Raw genomic sequence first — 18,380 nt, forward strand, 5'->3', positions numbered from 1 at the left:
GGGGGGATAGAGAGGGGTTGGGGGAGAGGTCGAAACACAATTTGAGTTCGACTTTGAAACAGCCCTGGAGGATGATGGGGGATTAATGATTTGTAGCATTCTTTTTTCGATTTCATATAATTTTGTCAATTTCAACATAGGTGTAAAGTGAGTGAACTTTATTTAAAAAATACAGATTACCAAGGACTTCCAATTAAAGTAAAACCTGCCCAATAATAGGGATGAGTAAAAACCGTATTTCCTTGGCTTAGAAGTTCACTAGGAAGCTGAATTTCTCTGATGAATGTTGAACTTAATAAATAACCAGACTCAATCGTAATTTCACCTCTTAACATCGCAAGTTGAGCATCACGAAAGGCTTGAGAAAGTATCGGTTTGTTTCGTAATTGATTGTAAAATTCAATCATTAATCCTAACGTTCCCTGATCGGAAACATACCATAAACTCGCTAACGCCGAAGGAACCCCAGCTTGTACAGCTAATCCGGCAAATCCTAATTCCGCACTCTCATCTCCAATCGCTGTTCGACAAGCACTTAAAACAAACAGTTCAGTCGGGGGATTATCCCACTTACCACCCAATTGTTTGAAGTTATTTAAGGTGAGTTTTTGATCCCAAAATTGGATGTAGGAATTGCTTAAATCACCTCGACTAAATTCGCTATGAGTTGCTAAGTGAATGATATTATAGGGGTGATTAATTCGTTGTGTTCTAAAGTTATTGATGGTAAAGTCTTCATTGATAAAGTATTCTCCTCCTAGCTCTTTAGTGATTGATCTGACTTCCAGTGGAACCGCAGGTAAAGGCGGTTGTTCCGTAAATTTAGAAGCTCCCATTGCTAAAACTCGCGGCTCATTCAGAGGATTATCGCGAATATCCATTAAACTGAAACTGGGAATCAGACTAAAGTTGTATTTTTCAATCAAAAACTGTTCCCCATCATGCAAAGCTGCTAAGGGTAAACTGCGTAATCCCCGATCCATAACAAACAACAAGGTATCAATCTTTTGAGAGTCTATAGCCTCTTCTAAAGGTGACACTAACCATTGATAAAGCTGTTGAGATAGAGGCTTATAGCTGCTAGTATACCGTTTTCGAGCATCGGTAATTTCCAGACGAAATTGATTTGAAACTTCTATTAATTCCTGACGATTAACATTTTCAATTGTTTTTTGGATTGCATCTCCTTTTGCTGAAATTGCCATCAGAATCAACTCATTTGACTGAGCCAAAACATAAATCATTGCTGCTTTTGTGCCATACTTTTTATCCATTTCACTGAGCTTGTCTTGAATCTCCCGAAGCGAAACTTGACCTTCAACATCCTCAATATTTTTACCCAAATAGTTGAGATACTCCCAGCTATAAACTTGATCGATTTGGGATACAGCTTGCTCAATATTATTGCTATCAAAACTCTCAGTTAACTCCGCACGAGCGAGTTGAATCGCCTCTTGAGGATTAAACTCAGAAGCCGTATTTGGCTCGGTTATCACTGAGTTATATCGAAGTAACCCAATCGTACCATCTGCATTCTGTTGAACCGTTGTTGCACTGCTATTATCTTCTAGAAGACTGACATCTAACCCAGAATTCCTTAGAGAAATACTTCCATTTTGCAGTTCCTCTACTGGCGAACTAAAGCTGTTTTTCCGTTCAACTAATTCTGATTCAATCACAGTCGTAACATTCTCCTGTTGTTCTGGAGTTAAAATCCTTGTTTCTGGAGTTGAAGGAACTTCAGGCGGTGGATTATTATTCGGTGGATTTACGACAGGAGGATTCCCCGGATTATTAGGAACTTCAGGAGTTTCATTCCCCGGATTATTAGGAACTTCAGGAGTTTCATTCCCCGGATTATTAGGAACTTCAGGGGTTTCATTCCCCGGATTATTAGGAACTTCAGGAGTTTCATTTCCGGGATTATTAGGAACTTCAGGAGTTTCATTTCCCGGATTATTAGGAACTTCAGGAGTTTCATTCCCCGGATTATTAGGATTATTTGGATTTTCTTCTCTAGGAACATCAATCGGAGGATTATTACCGGGATTTGTCGGTAATGAAGGTTCTTCTGGAGGTTCAACGGGAGGCGGATTTTCAGTTATTGGTTCTTCTGGTTCAACGGGTGGCGGTTCAACGGGTGGCGGTTCAGTGGGAGGTTCTTCTACAGGAAATGGAGTTGTACGAATTGTGATATTTCCTTGTCGAAAAATCCCGTCTGTTGTGCGAGGAACTTCAAACTGAGGTGTAATTTGTGCTGAACGACTCGTGATGCTTCTCGCAGTACCATTAGTTGTCGCATCTCCAATAATAAAAGGCGTTTCACCACCCCCATGTTCAATCGTAATTGAACCGTCTATTTGACCATTTTCAGAAGAAATACTCGGGCTATTATCATTCGGATCAATTAATGTACCCACGCGCAACAAATCATCGGTAATAATCTCAATATTTCCGCCAGATGAATTGATATTTCGAGCGATAATAATATTATCAATAGCTTGGAGATTAACTTCTCCCCCTTGGGTGTTAATTTGATCGACAACAATTCGACCTGTAGAGTTTAGAATAACCGGCCCACCTGCGGTCGTTACATTACCCACAGTCAGATTATTATTTCCTGATGCGGGTCTTTGCAAGAAAAATGTGCCTTCAACGGAAGTATTCGAGTTTATATTGGCAGAATTCCCAAGATTTTGTACTCCTGAACGTAATATTAATGCAGGACTACTACTAAGAATATTCGCTTCCGGGTCAGCCGAATTCGCAAGGTTAATATCAGCAGTTGTAATATTAATATCACCCCCAATAATCGCTCCGGTTGCTTCTACTTTTAAAGAGGCGCCTTCGTAGCTACCAAAGACAACATCTCCATCAGAATAAATAATCGGGTCGTACAAGCTTATAAACGTTCCGCCTGTACCTATAGAATTGAGAATGTTAAAATTTCCGCCTGCGTTGAAGTGACTATCGCCTGAAATAATACCATCACTCACTAAAGTCAGATTTCCTGCCGCTTGAAAGGGTGCAGAACCTAAAATATTAATCGAATCTAGGGCGAGAATATCAATATTTTGCAAACCTATAACGGTTATATTTCCACCTGCAATCGCCGAGAAAGGATGAGTCAAACTATCGCGAACTCGCACCGTATTTCCAGCCAGTAAATTTAAGTCACCTGTCGTTTGTAACGAACGTTCAGCAATGGTGAGAGTATTAGCTGCTTTTAGAGTAACAGTTTCACCTGTAACGGCATGATTATCATCTAAACTCATTTGAGGCGTAACTGCAATATCCCCAGATTCAACAATTTGACCTGAAGTTAACACAATTTCACCATTAGAATTAACGATAATTCCTGTAGCTGTTGTCACCTCTCCACCTGTCAGAAGTTCAGGTAAAGAGAGAGGAGTAATACTGGGTTGGTTAGTCACAGAGTTAGAAGGAAGTGCTGCAACTTCAAGATTTAATAAATGTCCGGTTTGAACAATTCGCACTAAATTTTCACCGGGAACCGTTTGCACTGAAACTGTTCCTTCTGGGGCGGCGAGAGTTCCTGTATTAATAATCGTTCCAGCAACAAGAGTTAACTGTTGTTCAGAAGAAACAGCGAGTTCACCGAGATTAATAATAGAACCGGGATTTTGAGTATCGAAGCGAAAACTGTTGGGAGTTCCGACTAAATTTGACCAATCCGAATTTGAGCTAACATCAAACCAAGTATTCGCACCAAATCCAATCCCGTTAGCCGTCGTTGCGGTAAAAGAAGCGGGAATATTTAAACTCGCATTTGCACCGAAAATAATACCCGCAGGATTCATCAAAAACAGGTTAGAATTGCCACCTGTAACTTCAATTAAACCATTAATAAACGAAGCATCTCCCCCAACTACTCGTCCTAAGATGTTGCGAATATTAGGATTTGATAAAAAATTAGCAATTTGTCCTTCAGATAAATTAAACTGCTCGAAACTATGGAACAGATTTTGACCATCTCGACTCACAGAACCGCCATTAATATCAAAACGATTTCCCTGGCTGTTGATAACAGTTCCGGTTCCATCAGGGGCGGGCGTAATTGTACGGGTTTGGGCGTAGGCGGTAGAGAGGTTAACGCTCTGGAGACTCAAAGCTATCAACAGTAAACTCAAGCGATTTGAACTCGCTTTCATGGGGTACACCTCCTGGTTGATAGATGTTTCATTACCCTAGATGCCCCTGACGAATCCTCATCCCTTCTCCATTCTATCTATCCTTTGTCAAGATAGGGGATTTTCACCTCTTAGGGAACAGGGAATAGGCAATCTTGCACTCATGCACTCATGCAAAAGGGAAAAAACTGATAACTGGTAGGGGTGGCTTCATGAATGACCCCTACTAAAGACTGGTTACTACTCTGTCATTTCTACCGCTTCTTCTGTTCCCAAAAGTGATTTAATTTTTGCCCACAGTTGTAAATCGTTAAAATCGTTAATAACCAGTGAGGCACCAATGGCTTTAAGAACAGCAGGTTCGTGGGTTGACGCCACACCAATCGTATAAATTTCTGCCCCAACAGCCGAACGAATTCCTGAAGGAGAATCTTCAAATACAATGGCTTCTGAAGGTTGAATTTGAGACTGTTCTAACGCATATTGATAGGGCGCGGGATCAGGTTTTCCAGCAATCATCTCTTCCCCTAAAACCACAAATTCAAATCGTTCGGTTAGCTGCAAAACTTCTAACATAAATCGAGCATTTTCACGGGGTGCATTCGTAACGACTGCTTTTCTTAAACCTTCTGTTTCAATCCAAGTCAGCATCTCCATTAAACCTGCTATCGGCTGTAATTCTAGGGCGATTTCCCGGAAACGAGCTTCTTTGTATTCCGCAAGTTCTGCCCCTTCACTGACTGAAAGTTGGGGAATCAAGTCTTGAATAATCTGAGGATTTTGACGGCCGCTAATGTAGGTTTTATAAAAGGAATGATCGATTTCTGTGTTATAAGTTTGTAAAATTTCTTGCCAAACTTTAAAGTGTAAAGGGTCTGTATTGACTAAGGTTCCATCTAAATCAAAGAGAATCGCTTTCAGCATGATTTCAGGGGTGATGTTAATTGATGATCTAATTTTAAACGTTTATTTTTGAACTGAACCATCCGGCATGATCGCTTCTTTAAAGCTTGCCCCATTAATATCTGCTCCTTCCAGTTGAGCCGCGTTTAAATCAGCCTGATTCAAATTAGCTTTGGTGAGTTTAGCATTACTCAATATTGCTCCTCTTAAAAAGGCTCCGGTGAGGTCAGATCCCGTTAAATTAGCATCGGTTAAATTTGCTTGGGTTAAGGCAGTTGAACTCAAATTTGCTCCACTTAAATCCGCTTGACTTAAATTCACATTATCGAGAATTGCACCACTTAAATTAGCCCCTTTTAAGTTCACTCCACTGAGGTTAGAACCGTTTAGTTTTGCACCAGACAAGTCGGCACCTTCAAAGTTTTCTCCCGTTAAATCACAGTCAAAACATTCTTTGGTTTCGCTTAAGCGTTTGGCTGCATTTTCAGAAGTCGTTTTACATCCTGTTACGACAATCAGCAATAAAACCAATAAGAGTGGAAATTTTAACTTCATTTTTAGCATGGTATTCCATCAACAAGTTGATAGGCGTGAACAGATTAACTTACGATGACCAAGATCGACGCCAGTGAAAGAGATTTTCGATCCAATCTATTAATAGGGTATTGCACCGACGCTGATGTTGCAACCAAGCGATCGCCGTTTGTTGACTCATTTGGGAGAAAGTCGGCCAAATTTGGGGAAGTTGAGCGATCGCCTGAATTTTTAAGCCTTGACGGATGGCGAGGGCGATGAGACTAATCATCTCACTGGCTTGTGGCCCGACAATGGAAGCCCCTAAAATTTCACCATTTTGATGTCCGATCAACTTAAAAAAACCGACGGTTTCTTCTTCAATGATCGCTTTGGGTAAATGTTTAAAATAATCCCGATAAACGAGAATATCATCTCCGTAGCGACGTTTGGCTTGGGTTTCCGTTAACCCAACTCTCGCTAATTGAGGATCGGAGAAAACTGCCCAAGGTACACCTTGATAATTGACCTGAAAAATCGGCAAATATAAAGCATTTTTCAGGGCAATTGTTGCTTCATAGTTTGCCAGATGAGGGTAAGAATATCCCCCGGATAAATTACCACAGGCGTAAATCCGGGAATGGGTGGTTTGGAGTTTTTCATTCAGGCGTAAATATTCCCGGTTGAATGCAACTCCAAGCGCTTCTAAATTTAAACGGTTCAGTTGAGGCTGTTGTCCGGCAGCGACGATAATTTCATCAACTTCAATCGCTTTATTTCCCGCTTGAATCCATTTTTTATCCTGAATTTTTTGGGCTTGAATCACTTCTGTTTGAGTTAAAATTTTAATTCCGACCGCTTCTAATTTAGCTTGGATTAAGCCAGCCGCTTCAGGATCTTCTTTACCTAAAATATGATCATGTTTAATAATCATTGTCACATTTGAACCCAGCCGCGCAAAGGTTTGAGCGAGTTCAGTCCCGCTCGGATCACCGCCAATGATCGCCAAATGTTCAGGAATTCGAGTCAGTTTATTAATCGTTTCAGCCGTCAAAAATCCCGTTAAAAGTAGCCCTTCAATTTCAGGAATTTTCGGTTGGGAAGCGGTTGCCAATAAATAAGTTCGCGATCGCAAAGTTCGTTGATTGACAACAAAAGCCAGATGGGGTTGGCTAACAAACTCCCCTTGTCCAAAAATCACATCAACCCCCAAAGCGGCTAACATTGCCGGAGAATCTTGTTCTTCGAGGTTAGAGACAACAGCCTCCATCCACTGTTTCGTTTGCCGCCAGTTGAGAGAAAAGGTTTGATCGAGGTTGCAGTTGTCGCTTGTCGAGTCCCAACCCAATTGTTGCGATCGCTCAATCTGTCGAACCGTTTGTCCCACAGATCGCAAGGCGGCACTGTATCCCCAACGCCAACACTGACCCGCAAAAGTGGGTTTTTGAGGTTCGACTAGGGCAACACGGGCTTGCAGTTGGGTTGCCAAAGCCGCCGCATAGCGTCCAGTTGGACTGCCACCAATTATTACCACATCGTAGTCAATCATAGAACAACCCGTGAGAAGCTGAATTAGAGAGATGGCCAAAGGTCTGTTAAAGCCGTTAAGAGGCGTTGATTTTCCGCTTCTGTGCGGATAGCGACTCGAAAATAATGTTGACCGAGTTCTTCAAAGCTGAGACAATCTCGAATTAAGATCCGATGACGTTGCAACAGCGTGATTTGTAATTCGGGGACGGGTTGGGGTGAATACACCAGCAGAAAATTAGCAGCACCCGCATAGGGGCGTAGTCCGGGTAATTGCCCTAAACCCGTCAGCAGTTGGGAACGAGCTTTTGTTAACCAGTCCCAAGTGTATTGTTGAAAAGCGTGATCTTGAACGACTGCCGTACCGACCGCCGCCGCTAAAACGTTAACCGGCCAGGGATCACGCCACTGTTGCCAACGACGAAGCCGCTCGGGGTGAGCGATCGCATAACCTAACCGCAATCCAGGGATGCTGTAAAATTTGGTCAGCGATCGCAAAATCACTAGATTTTTGTATTCTGGCACTTTTGCCACTAGACTTTGTTGCTGTTGAGGCGGGAGAAAGTCCATAAAAGCTTCATCAACAACCACCAGATCAAACTGTTCGAGGTAAGGTTCAAGGACTTCCTGAGAAAACAGCCGACCTGTGGGGTTGTGAGGATTATTCAAGAGTAGCCCCCCTCGCTTGTCCAGTCCCGGTGAAGCCAATGACCACTGTCCCTCATTTTCTGATAGGGGCCATTCAATCACATGAGCTTGAAAAGCACTCAGCGATCGCCGATAGTCTCCAAAGGCAGGCGTTAGCAGATAGGTAGTCTGCTGTTGAGCCAGTTCCCATCCTGCCCAAGTGAGTAACTCAGCCGCTCCATTCCCGGGTAATATCCAGTCTGCCTCTAGAGGGGAATGGATCTGACTCAGAGCTTTTCGCAATGTCCGATATTCGGGATCGGGATAGGCTCTGAGATCGCTCAGATGGGTTTGAATGGCTTCTAACGCCGACTGCGGCGGCCCCCAAGGATTGATACTAGCCGAAAAATCCAGAATATCTGAGGCAGAGCAGCCTGCAATTGAGGCTGCCCAAGTGAGATTTCCACCGTGTCCTGGTCTGGCAAGCGGTTGGGCTAACACGATTATTCCTCTTTGGGAGCTACCTTTTCCTTGAACAGTTTACCGGCTGAGAAGGCTGGAACCCGAGTGGCGGGAATTTCCATTTTTTCTCCAGTTTTCGGATTGCGTCCTTCACGCGCTTTGCGTTCACGGGATTCAAAGGAACCAAAACCCACTAGGGTTACTTTGTCGTTGCGCGATACCGCTTCCATAATGGTATCGAGGGCAGCCGTCAAAACCGCATCCGCTTGTTTTTTGGTTACGCTGGCCCGTTCAGCCACAGCATCCACTAATTCACCTTTATTCATAGAACCTCCTTGTCTGGAAACCCCGCATCACAAGGGATCGGGGTGGAAAACAGATGAAAAAACAACTGATCAATTCAAATGCAGGACAAAAGAAAAATTGCTTCTGTCCTACTGGACTCTTGACAAAGAGTGCCAATCTGCTATGAACTTGTCAAGTGATTGTGATCACGGATAGTCTTTGGATCGAAATTCAACGTGACTATCGCTGTAACCCTCACAGTATCTCACTTGCACTGACTTATTCTAATGTTTTTAAGTCGAATATGGATCAATTAAATCTTTAAATTTATATGGATTTGAGGCAATTTTCTAATTTTGATTCTGTTTTGGCCCAAAAAAACATCCCCTGTTTAGAGGATGGGAGTCAACAGTCACCAGCGCGTTCCTTGCGACGGGCGCGGTTTCCGGCGAGAGCGCGAACTCCGGTCTTGGTGGTTTCCATCAAGGAGCGCGAACTCCGGTCTTGGCGGTTTCCGTCGAGGAGGAAGTTCGCAAGAGAGGAAGTTCGCAATCTTAGCAAAGTTTGTAAGAGAGTCACCAGTGATGTAGGGGCGGGTTCCACATCGATGTATGTTTCTCACAGATCACTGGCATAAACCCGCCCAAGACAGTTATCAATGCTCATATCTACTGGTCGGTCAATGTCTACTGGTCACTGTCTAACGTCGTTGTTGTAGCATTTGTTGGGCATCAGGGCTAACGTTGTATTCATAGCCAAACGGTGCGCGATCGGATTCATCCATAATCATCGGAGTCACCAACACCACAACTTCGGCGCGTCCGGTTTCACGGGTTGAACTTCTAAATAATGCCCCAATAATCGGCAAATCCCCTAAGAATGGAATCTTACTCGCAGTCACCCGATCTTGTTCTTGAATAATTCCAGAAACAATTAATGTCTGGCCATCCCGCAAGCGAATTCGTCCCGAGTTAAAGCTCCGTTCTGCGGTTTCTGTGGCAAAACTACCGTCATCAGGACTAGCCAAGGGAAGGCGGTTTGTAATGGCTGTGACGACCGGGTTAACATTAATGGTCACAAATCCATTATCATCAATCCGCTCTACGTTAACGGAAACCTCCAGACCGACATCTTCAAAAGTCGGCTGTCTTTCAGTTCGTTGACCCCCATCGGTTTCAATGGTATCGGTATCAATTCGTTTAACGATGTTCTCAACCAGTCGCACCGTTGCAATTTCGCCTTCCTGAACCAACAAAGTCGGATCGGTGAGAATCTTGGCGTTGCGGTTTTGAATCTGAAATTGTAAGGTTTGTAGGAAACGACGGGGATATTGGAACAGAGGGAAGGTATCAAATTCAACTTCACCCGCATCAAAGGTACCATCTTGATTGCGCTCAAACGGATCAAAGTCAGAAATCCCGACGGCTTCAGAACGACTGGTAACAGGAGAAATCGGCCGCAATGTTACCCCACCTCGTCCGGGTGCAGTTAACGGAGTAGTTGTGGTTCCATCTCGGTCAAAAAAGGGTTCTTGGTTCCCAACGGGGTTATTGGGGATAATCGGTCGAGCGTTAATTCCAGAGGTAGAAGTTCCGCGAGAAGGGGGATTATAGGAACCGAAGTTCAGAGCCGCCGCACCCCCATCATTAACAAAGAAGGTTTGATCAACTCCGAAGGAGAAACTACTGCTGAAGGAATCCTCTCCATCGAGGGTAATATCAAGAACTTTGACATTGACAGCCACTTGACGTTTACGCAAATCAAGTTGAATAAGTTGGGCAGAGGCGAGTTCTACCAAGTTCGGCGGGCCGATTAATGTCAGACTATTGAGACGTTCATCAACAACGATTTGCATCCCTCGCAGAAGCGGAATAGAGTCTTGAGTTTGTACCCGCAGGGTTTCCACAACAGTTGTCACCTGAGTATCGGTGGTGGTCAAGGCTTGGGTACTTCCGGGGATATTCACGGAGTTGGCGCGAGTCACCTGTTGTTCTCGGGTAATGGAACGTTCAGCCCCCATACTGACGAGAAAACCTGCGGCTTCTCCGGCTGGAACTTGATTCAGTCGGAAGGAGCGAACCACGACATCGCGAGCAGTATTGGGCAATTTGCGACCCACAAAGATAGTATTTCCTTGGCGGTTGGCTTCCAGTCCACTCAGACGCAGAACGTAGTTAAAGACATCCTGAACGGACTCATTTTCGATATCAAGAGAAATCGTCACATTTGCTGAACCGCCTGGAGTCCCTCCGGTTTGTCCGGCTTCTCCTAAGTCGGGTGAAAAAGCAACATTCAGTCCGGCTGTGCGAGCCAATAGAGACAGAACATCTCGGACTAAAGCATCTCGTAACACTAAACGCGGAATGACTTCTGTCGTGTTCAAGTTAACGGCTTGAACGGCTGGATTAACGTTAGAAACGGCAATATCCCCAACGGGTGGAGCAACAGCCCGAGGTAAAAACGGAGGAGTTGGATCAACAGAGCGTCGCGCATCTGGAGTCAGTTGAGGATTGGTGCTTCTAATCGCGGGATCAGGGACAATCGGCTGTTGTTGAGACGGAGAGCCAGACGGGGGCGGAGTGGGTTGTTGTGCGAGGGAACCCCGGTCAATCTCGACTTCCGGGTTAGGCACTAATACATCCGGTGAGGGGGAGGACGTTGCAGGAGGCGGAGAATTGGCCGGGACGTTGGCAGTTGCTCCGCCTGATATCATACTGATGACAATGCCGCCAGCAGCCCCTTGAACCACTCGGGCATCGGGTGGACTGCCGGCTCCGGTGACAATCACTCGAACGCTGGTGGGATCAAGTTGAGTGACAACAATCGAGGCAATTCCAGGGGCAGGATTGTTTTGTTGGAACATCTCCTGACCCATATTAAGCTGTGTGTTGATCACATCAGCGACAAAATCGTTGCCTCGTCTAACGACGAAAACCTCGGGACGCCCGCCGCCTTCGGTGACGAGAACAAGATTAGTCTCACCGTTGTTTTGAACAATTTGAACATCTCTAATAACGGTAAATGCAATTGCTGGCGCCTGTGCCATGAGAACTACAGCAGCTACCGCCAGTCCTGATCCGTATCCTATAACTTGTTTCACGTTCACTCCTCAACTGGACTGTGTTTATTGCTTAGGATTAAAGGTTCTTGTGTTAATCTCAAACTAAAATTTTGGCAAGACTTTCCCGAGTTTTTACTCAGTAGTCGGCTTTAAAGTGACATACTCTGACACTAATTCTGCGAATATAGTGTCAGCATCCTAACATCACTATTAGGAATTCCTGCTTCATTCGGAGTGTAATCACTTAACCGTCCACAGGCAGCCACCGTGAGTCCCACGGTGGTTAATCCTTTGTAAAGGATATTAATTGCAGCGTTCTCGTCCCGGTCGATTTCAATCCCGCACTTGGGGCATTGATGAAGACGGACAGAAAGAGTTTTGGGAACTTTGGTTTTACAAGAAGAACAGTCTACGGTTGTGCTGTGAGGATTTACCTTAACAAAATGTACGCCGCTTCTTAGAGCCACTGCTTCTAATATTGTTAGGAATTTTCCCCAAGCTACATCGTAGATCGATTTAGCTAATCTTGTTCTTGCCAGTCCCAAGATGTTCAGATCTTCGACTGCAATTAGGTCGTATTTTTTGACGAGTTGGTGAGCAACATTGTAATGAAAATCCTTTCTCTTTCTACCTATTCGCTGGTGGACAAGAGAAATTTTTGGCTTTTGCTTTTGGGAATTAACAGAACTGGATTGCTTTCTAGCTAGCTTTTTCTGTTGTCTAGCCAGATGCCTCTGAGTTTTTCTGTAATGTTGCTGAACGTCTACAGATTCCCCATTAGATGTGACTTGGAAAGACTTCAGTCCCAAATCAATTCCAACAGCACTTTTGATTTCATCTATTGGTTTTGGTGTCGGAACAGTATCATCCTCTAAGGATATCGCGACGTACCATCCGTCAGCTTTTTTAACAATAGTTGCCGTCAGGAGTTCAAACCCATCAGGAAAAGGTCGGTGCATAATCACAGGCATCGACCCTATCTTTGACAAAGTTAATAACCCATTCTCAATTCTGTTGACACCTGCTTTGGGGCAATTAATGCGAGGAAAAGTAAAGGAGCGCAATTGTCCTTTCTTTTTGAATTTGGGTCTCCCCGCTCTTTTCCCCGACTTATCGGGTTTCATCCATCTATCCCAGGACAAGTCCAGTCGTTTGAGATTTTGTTGTTGAACCTCAGCATGAATTTCCTTGTAAACAGGAAACAGTTCTTTGGTTGTCTTAAGCTCTCTGGCTTGAAAGTTGTAACCAGGGAAGTTTTCTGGGATGTCTCCAATTGGTTCTGAAACTAGGCTACATCTATCTATTTGACATCTCGTCCTCCTCCGCCAGTCAAACCTTTGACCGAGTGCGTAGTTGTGATGTCTCCGCAACATCTCAAGCCAGGTTTCCATTTTGGCAACCTGCTCGGCGGATGGCTGTAGTTTATAGATGTGTGTTAGTCTCATTAGAATATTGTAGCTTGGTATCAAGCTTAGTGCTATGTCTTATCATCTTCGTCCTGGAGCTTGCTATAAACTTCAAGCTCACCTTGTCTTTGTGACCAAATACCGCAAACGGGTTATTAATAAGGAAATCCTTGACCGATTGGAGCAGATCTTTCGCGATACTTGCATTAAGTGGGAATCAACCCTTGTTGAATTTAACGGCGAAGAAGATCATGTTCACTTACTGATTGACTACAATCCCAAGGTTCAAACCAGCAAACTGATTAACAGCCTAAAGACAGTTAGTAGTAGGCTTATTCGTAAAGAATTTCCCGCCCAAGTCAATAAATTTTATTTCAAACCTGTGTTTTGGACGGGAGCTTATTTTATTTCCAGTTGCGGAGGCGTAACTTTGGAAGAACTCAAGGCTTATGTCCAGAACCAAGACGCTCCCGAATAATATCGTAGAATCGCGCTTTTGATTTTTGGCTTCAATTCCCCTGTCACTAAGCTTCGCTATAGTAACAGTACCCTTTCAGCATTTTTAGATGGAATTGAGTTTAAGGTTAAAACTTGGAGGTTTCATCCAAAAAAATATTATGATTTTCAGCGTTATTTTGTTCAGGTTCTTGATACAACGGAACGGTAAAAGTGACCGTTGATCCGAGACCATCGCCCAGACTGTAGAACTTAACGCTGCCGCCCATCGCTTGTACTAATTTTTGAGAAATCACTAATCCCAAACCTGTACCGCCATATTGACGAGTGTAGCCCGTATCGACCTGAGAAAAAGCTTTAAACAGGCGATCTTGCTTTTCTAAGGGTACACCAATTCCGGTATCCGTGACTCTAAATTCCACCAAACCCGGAAATTCTTGATTTTGAAAGATGACTTTTTTTTGAACGAGTCCTAAACTAATATTCACACCCCCTTCATGGGTGAATTTGATGGCATTTCCCACTAAGTTGAGCATGACTTGCAGGAGGCGTTGATAGTTGGCATAGACGATTAAAGTTTTGGAGTATGAATGTTCGTGAATGGATAAATTTAATCCTTTTTGTTGAACTTGAGTTTTGGTAAACTGTTCGACTTCTTTTAACAGTTCACTGACTTTGACGAGAGCGAAGTCGATTTCCATTTTCCCGGCTTCGATCTTGGCAATATCTAACACATCGTTAATCAAATTCAGCAAATGTATAGCCGCACGATGGGCTTCCTGGACAAATTCTCGTTCTTCTTCACGATCATCAACTAAACCATCTATAACCAGCTTGAGAAAGCCAATAATACCATTAAGCGGGGTACGCAGTTCGTGAGAGGTATTCGCCAGAAATTCACTTTTGAGACGGGAAGAGGCTTCAGCTTCGGCTCGGGCTTCTTCGAGTTCCTGATAGAGAGTCGCATGAGCGATCGCCGTTCCGACATGAGTCGCCAGTTCTCGGACAAAATCAATTTCAGCTAAAGTCCACTGACGAAAGTGATCGCATTGATGTAGAGCGATCAAACCGTTTGGGCGAATTATACCATTGGGTTGATCAAGATAGGAAGTGGCAATCACCAAAACCGAATGACGTTTGTAGGGGTCTTCAGAGGTAGCCGTGCGTTCAAGAGCAATTGGTTCTAAAGTTGCTAAAGCTTGACTCCAACCCCATTCCTGGTCAATAGACACTTCCGAGCCTAGCAGCGTTTCGTAGGGGTCTTGACGATATTCAGCGACAACTTGAGTGTATTGGAAACGAACATTTTCGTGGGTGCGATCAGGTTTGTAAGGGCAAATAATGCAGCGATTGACTTGGAGAACCTGACCCAGACTGGACACGGTTTGCTGCCAGATTTGCTTGAGATCGAGAGTGCGGCGAATTTTTTGAGTAATTTTACTGAGAAGGGTTTGATAAATTTGGGAACTGGGGGGAACCGTCCGACAAATTGTTCCGGCAATTTGCACCAGCATTTTTTGCTGGATATCGAAGTTTGACGGTAAAGAACGATAAGCAATAATTTCTTCGAGGTCAGCCTCAGAATTGATTTCGCTGGGTTCGAGACTTCGACCCATCACCAGTACCCGACTCGCTTTGCCGTTGGGGGTCAAAATCGGACTGATCACTAATTCTAAGGGAATATAATGCTCCTGATAGAGAAACGGATAACTAAATCGCTCGGGAATCGAACTTTCCAGAACCCGATGAATTCGCTCTAAATAGGGTTCAAGCAAAGCAGGCCCAAAGGTTTCTCCCATATGAGAGCCTACCACTTGGTCAGCACAAAGATCATAGGATTCGCTCTGTTGCCAAAAAAACGACAGATACTTACCGGATACATCCTGAATAAATACCAAATCAGCCCCCAACTCTCGCCAAATCTCGGCAGGAAATGAGTTTGAAAGCTGAAAATCTGTATTGGAGTTCATCAGCGCTCGCGACAGGGAACCTTTACCTCAACGCAGTTTAGGGGAATTAAGCTGCACCTTGGACTCAACAACATCATCTGAGATCATCAGAAGGATAAAACCCATCCATTGAGCTAGATTCAGACATCAGGAAGCTTAAACTACTAATAGTCTTTGATTCTAGCTTTTGATTCTCTATCTTGGATTGATTCATCCATTCAAAGATTAACAACTTTCTGTGATTTTTGTCTTCAGTCTATCGCTCCAACTGAGACACAGAGCTAGCAAACCGATACTTGAAATCGGCTCCCTCTCTACCAGATTAGACAGAGGGGGGAGCTATCAATCTAGCTAGTCATTCCATTCACCGCGAGGAGGAACGGGAGGATTGCGCTGGAGCGTCAAAGCTAATTCATCTTCGGGACGCTCACCTCGAAGCCATTGACGCAAAGCAGTTTCTACGACTTTACTCGGATCATTGGTCAGATGTTTGATCTGGTCGAGCAACTCGGAGTCTATCTGAATAGAAACTTCTACTTTGGTGGGCGTATCGGACGAGGAAACGGGGTTCTGCTGATTCATAACGTCGTAAAAAGTACCTAGCAAATCAAAACCTAAACCAAAGAGCGAGGGTAAACACGGCTGAGTGCGATTTGCACTTCCCTCCGGCTGTTGGCAACTTCACCCCGGAACGCTACGGCTTATTTATCCGCAACAAGACAGAGCAACCCAAGATTTCTTGCCTATTTCTATTGTACGATGCCAATTCAACAATCAAACAGAGTTGTTCTCAGCATCCCTGTCTTCAAAAAGCTGTGACAGATATTTTTTAGGGTCGTTCAAAGTTGGACGGAGGTGGAAACCCCTGCCCTGGCTGACCCGAAAGAGCGCGACTCATAAAATCTCGCCAAATGGGCGCCACAGTCGTTCCTCCGGTAGACCCAGAAGCCAGAGGAGTGTAGTCATCATTACCCACCCAAACCGCCGTTGACAGTTGCGGCGTATACCCGACAAACCAGACATCTCGCTCTGAAGAGGTGGTTCCGGTTTTTCCGGCCGCAGGACGGCCAATTTGCGCTCGGGTTCCGGTTCCTCCGGTGATTACCCCTTGTAAGCTACTGTTGAGGGAAGCAACGGCCCACTGATTTAAGACCAGTCTGGGTTTAGGGGTATTATCCAACAACACATTCCCCTGACTGTCGGTAACTTGGACAATGAACGTCGGATCTGAATGCCAACCATTATTAGCAAACGTCGCAAAACCCCCAGCCATTTCCATTGGCGTGACATCGACTGAACCTAACGGTAAGGAAATTACGGGGTCCATTGGACTCTTGAAGCCCAAAATCCGGCAAACTTCAATCACTTGGTTCAGTCCCACCTCTTGGCCTAACTTCACGGCGGGAATATTTAGAGAACTTTCTAAAGCTGAACGAACACTCACTGCCCCTGAATAACCACCGCCGTAGTTGCGAGGAGAATAGTAGCCATCACCATCAGGATAACTCACGGGTGAATCATACACGGTTGACTCTGGGGAATATTTACCCGTCGCAAAGGCGGTATAGTAAACAAACGGTTTAAAGGCTGAACCCGGTTGACGTTGAGCTTGAATAGCACGGTTGTATTGACTGGTTTTATAGTCAGCACCGCCCACCATTGCTTTGACAAAATGGGTTCTCGGGTCTACAGCAGCCAGAGCAATTTGACCATTGTCCCAACTGCCGTAAACACCCCAATAATAGAGACGTTCATGCCAGGTGCTAACCACCTGTTCCGCCATGCGTTGGAAGTTAATATCAATCGTGGTTTGTACGCGCATTCCGCCTTTGAGGACGGCATCTCGGCCAAACTTACGGGTTAACTCCTGAACCACGGCTTCGGTGACGTAGGGTAACTGACTTTGTTTAAATGAGGTAATCGCGCCGACGAGTAAGGGTTGTTTGCGGGCGATGGCTTCTTCTTCTGCGGTAATCCATTTTAACTCCCGCATCCGTTGCAAAACCGTCAGTTGTCTCTGCTTGGATTTTTTGTAGTCTACAAACGGACTATAATCTTCCGGTGCTGGTATTAAACCCGCTAACATTGAAGCTTCCGCTAGGGTCAGGTCACTGGCAGATTTATTAAAATAACTGCGAGAGGCGGTTTCTACGCCGTACAGGTTATGACCCCAGTAGACTTGGTTGAGATATAGCTCTAAAATCTCATCTTTGGCTAAAATTTGTTCTAACCGAATCGCCATGACCGCTTCTGCGGCTTTGCGGCTAATGGTACGGTTCGGTGAGAGAAACAGGTTTTTCACCAACTGCATCGTTAGAGTCGAACCCCCTTCTACCGTATTGCCACTTTCTAAGTTGGCAACAAAAGCCCGGATAATTCCTGTGGGATAAATTCCTTTGTGGTAGTAGAAATTGCTGTCTTCAATCGCTAGAACTGCACGCTTGAGGTGAGGTGAGATTTCATCGAGGGAAATGACTTCCCGGTTGGCTTCATCGTGAAGGCTGGCCAGCGGTCTGCCCTGGATGTCGTAGATGTAGGTGGTTTCTGTCGGTGCGTAGCTTTGCAGAACCCGCACATCGGGTAGATTTCGGAAACTGACGGCTAAACCCACTAGCCCGCCAGCGACAACTGAACTGGCTAACATTGTGACACTCAGCAGCGTCCCAGCCGTGACCTTGCTAACCGACTGAACGAAGTCAAAAATACTTTCTGAGTTGTTGACTCTCGATTTTGGGTGGATAGCGTTAGTTGATGACACGTTGATTTCACTCCCTTCAGGAAAACAAGGCAACAGGGGATTAAGACAGGTAGAGGATCAAACCCTCCGTGATCGCTCTGGCTAAGTGATAGCATACAGCATTCGTTTGTTGCTATTGATCTGTTTTGGGGAAACCCGACCAACAGGTTTGCACTCGGCTTTCCTCTGGTAATCTATCCCCCAATCGCACCCGGACAATGGTAAGATACTGTATGAATATAAATCACTGATTGATAAACGATATCAGGGATCAAGATTAGCCTAATTGATCTAGTATTTGCA

12 protein-coding genes are annotated in these 18,380 nt (G+C 44.6%); 1 reads left to right on the forward strand and 11 read right to left on the reverse strand.

Annotated elements, in window-relative coordinates; all coding sequences use genetic code 11:
• Positions 1-176: 176 nt before the first annotated feature.
• The 8 genes from WN50_RS16580 to WN50_RS16620 all read right to left on the reverse strand — a co-directional run bounded on the left by WN50_RS16580 (position 177) and on the right by WN50_RS16620 (position 12,998).
• Entirely contained in the window at positions 177-4,172 is a 3,996-nt protein-coding gene (locus WN50_RS16580; RefSeq protein WP_046278621.1) for a CHAT domain-containing protein, read from the reverse strand.
• A 219-nt stretch (positions 4,173-4,391) separates the two neighbouring features.
• Positions 4,392-5,075 carry an HAD family hydrolase gene (locus WN50_RS16585; protein ID WP_046278622.1) on the reverse strand — a complete coding sequence of 228 codons (684 nt, stop codon included), beginning with the start codon at positions 5,073-5,075 and terminating at the stop codon, positions 4,392-4,394.
• A gap of 42 nt (positions 5,076-5,117) precedes the next feature.
• Positions 5,118-5,618 (reverse strand): pentapeptide repeat-containing protein, encoded by a 501-nt coding sequence (locus tag WN50_RS16590; protein WP_046278623.1) that lies wholly within the window; start codon positions 5,616-5,618, stop codon positions 5,118-5,120.
• Positions 5,619-5,658: 40 nt separating this feature from the next.
• Positions 5,659-7,116 (reverse strand): dihydrolipoyl dehydrogenase family protein, encoded by a 1,458-nt coding sequence (locus WN50_RS16595; RefSeq protein WP_046278624.1) that lies wholly within the window; start codon positions 7,114-7,116, stop codon positions 5,659-5,661.
• A gap of 23 nt (positions 7,117-7,139) precedes the next feature.
• On the reverse strand, positions 7,140-8,225 hold the full coding sequence (gene cobD / locus WN50_RS16600; protein WP_046278625.1) for a threonine-phosphate decarboxylase CobD: 1,086 nt from the start codon (positions 8,223-8,225) through the stop codon (positions 7,140-7,142).
• Positions 8,225-8,509 (reverse strand): HU family DNA-binding protein, encoded by a 285-nt coding sequence (locus WN50_RS16605; RefSeq protein ID WP_046278626.1) that lies wholly within the window; start codon positions 8,507-8,509, stop codon positions 8,225-8,227. The genes cobD and WN50_RS16605 overlap by 1 nt, the downstream gene beginning before the upstream one ends.
• A 659-nt stretch (positions 8,510-9,168) precedes the next feature.
• Positions 9,169-11,568 (reverse strand): type IV pilus secretin family protein, encoded by a 2,400-nt coding sequence (locus tag WN50_RS16615; RefSeq protein WP_049559875.1) that lies wholly within the window; start codon positions 11,566-11,568, stop codon positions 9,169-9,171.
• A 131-nt stretch (positions 11,569-11,699) separates the two neighbouring features.
• Positions 11,700-12,998, reverse strand: coding sequence for an RNA-guided endonuclease InsQ/TnpB family protein (locus tag WN50_RS16620; protein ID WP_235440989.1), 1,299 nt, complete (start codon positions 12,996-12,998; stop codon positions 11,700-11,702).
• A gap of 10 nt (positions 12,999-13,008) precedes the next feature.
• On the opposite strand from WN50_RS16620, the gene tnpA reads away from it, so the two are divergent.
• Positions 13,009-13,413, forward strand: a complete 405-nt coding sequence (gene tnpA, locus WN50_RS16625) for an IS200/IS605 family transposase (protein WP_046282282.1) — start codon at positions 13,009-13,011, stop codon at positions 13,411-13,413.
• 106 nt (positions 13,414-13,519) lie between these two features.
• On the opposite strand, the gene WN50_RS16630 is transcribed toward tnpA, so the two are convergent.
• From WN50_RS16630 to WN50_RS16640, 3 genes are all read right to left on the reverse strand, one after another.
• Entirely contained in the window at positions 13,520-15,361 is a 1,842-nt protein-coding gene (locus WN50_RS16630; protein ID WP_046282283.1) for a GAF domain-containing protein, read from the reverse strand.
• Positions 15,362-15,691: 330 nt separating this feature from the next.
• On the reverse strand, positions 15,692-15,922 hold the full coding sequence (locus tag WN50_RS16635) for a type II toxin-antitoxin system CcdA family antitoxin (RefSeq protein WP_046282284.1): 231 nt from the start codon (positions 15,920-15,922) through the stop codon (positions 15,692-15,694).
• A gap of 247 nt (positions 15,923-16,169) precedes the next feature.
• Entirely contained in the window at positions 16,170-18,098 is a 1,929-nt protein-coding gene (locus WN50_RS16640) for a transglycosylase domain-containing protein (protein ID WP_046282291.1), read from the reverse strand.
• Positions 18,099-18,380 lie beyond the last annotated feature (282 nt).

This window comes from Limnoraphis robusta CS-951, from assembly GCF_000972705.2.

Coding starts and splice junctions, on each gene's coding strand:
- WN50_RS16580 (WP_046278621.1), bottom strand. CDS start 4,172: ATGAAAGCGAGTTCAAATCGCTTGAGTTTACTGTTGATAGCTTTGAGT.
- WN50_RS16585 (WP_046278622.1), bottom strand. CDS start 5,075: ATGCTGAAAGCGATTCTCTTTGATTTAGATGGAACCTTAGTCAATACA.
- WN50_RS16590 (WP_046278623.1), bottom strand. CDS start 5,618: ATGCTAAAAATGAAGTTAAAATTTCCACTCTTATTGGTTTTATTGCTG.
- WN50_RS16595 (WP_046278624.1), bottom strand. CDS start 7,116: ATGATTGACTACGATGTGGTAATAATTGGTGGCAGTCCAACTGGACGC.
- WN50_RS16605 (WP_046278626.1), bottom strand. CDS start 8,509: ATGAATAAAGGTGAATTAGTGGATGCTGTGGCTGAACGGGCCAGCGTA.
- tnpA (WP_046282282.1), top strand. CDS start 13,009: ATGTCTTATCATCTTCGTCCTGGAGCTTGCTATAAACTTCAAGCTCAC.
- WN50_RS16630 (WP_046282283.1), bottom strand. CDS start 15,361: ATGAACTCCAATACAGATTTTCAGCTTTCAAACTCATTTCCTGCCGAG.
- WN50_RS16635 (WP_046282284.1), bottom strand. CDS start 15,922: ATGAATCAGCAGAACCCCGTTTCCTCGTCCGATACGCCCACCAAAGTA.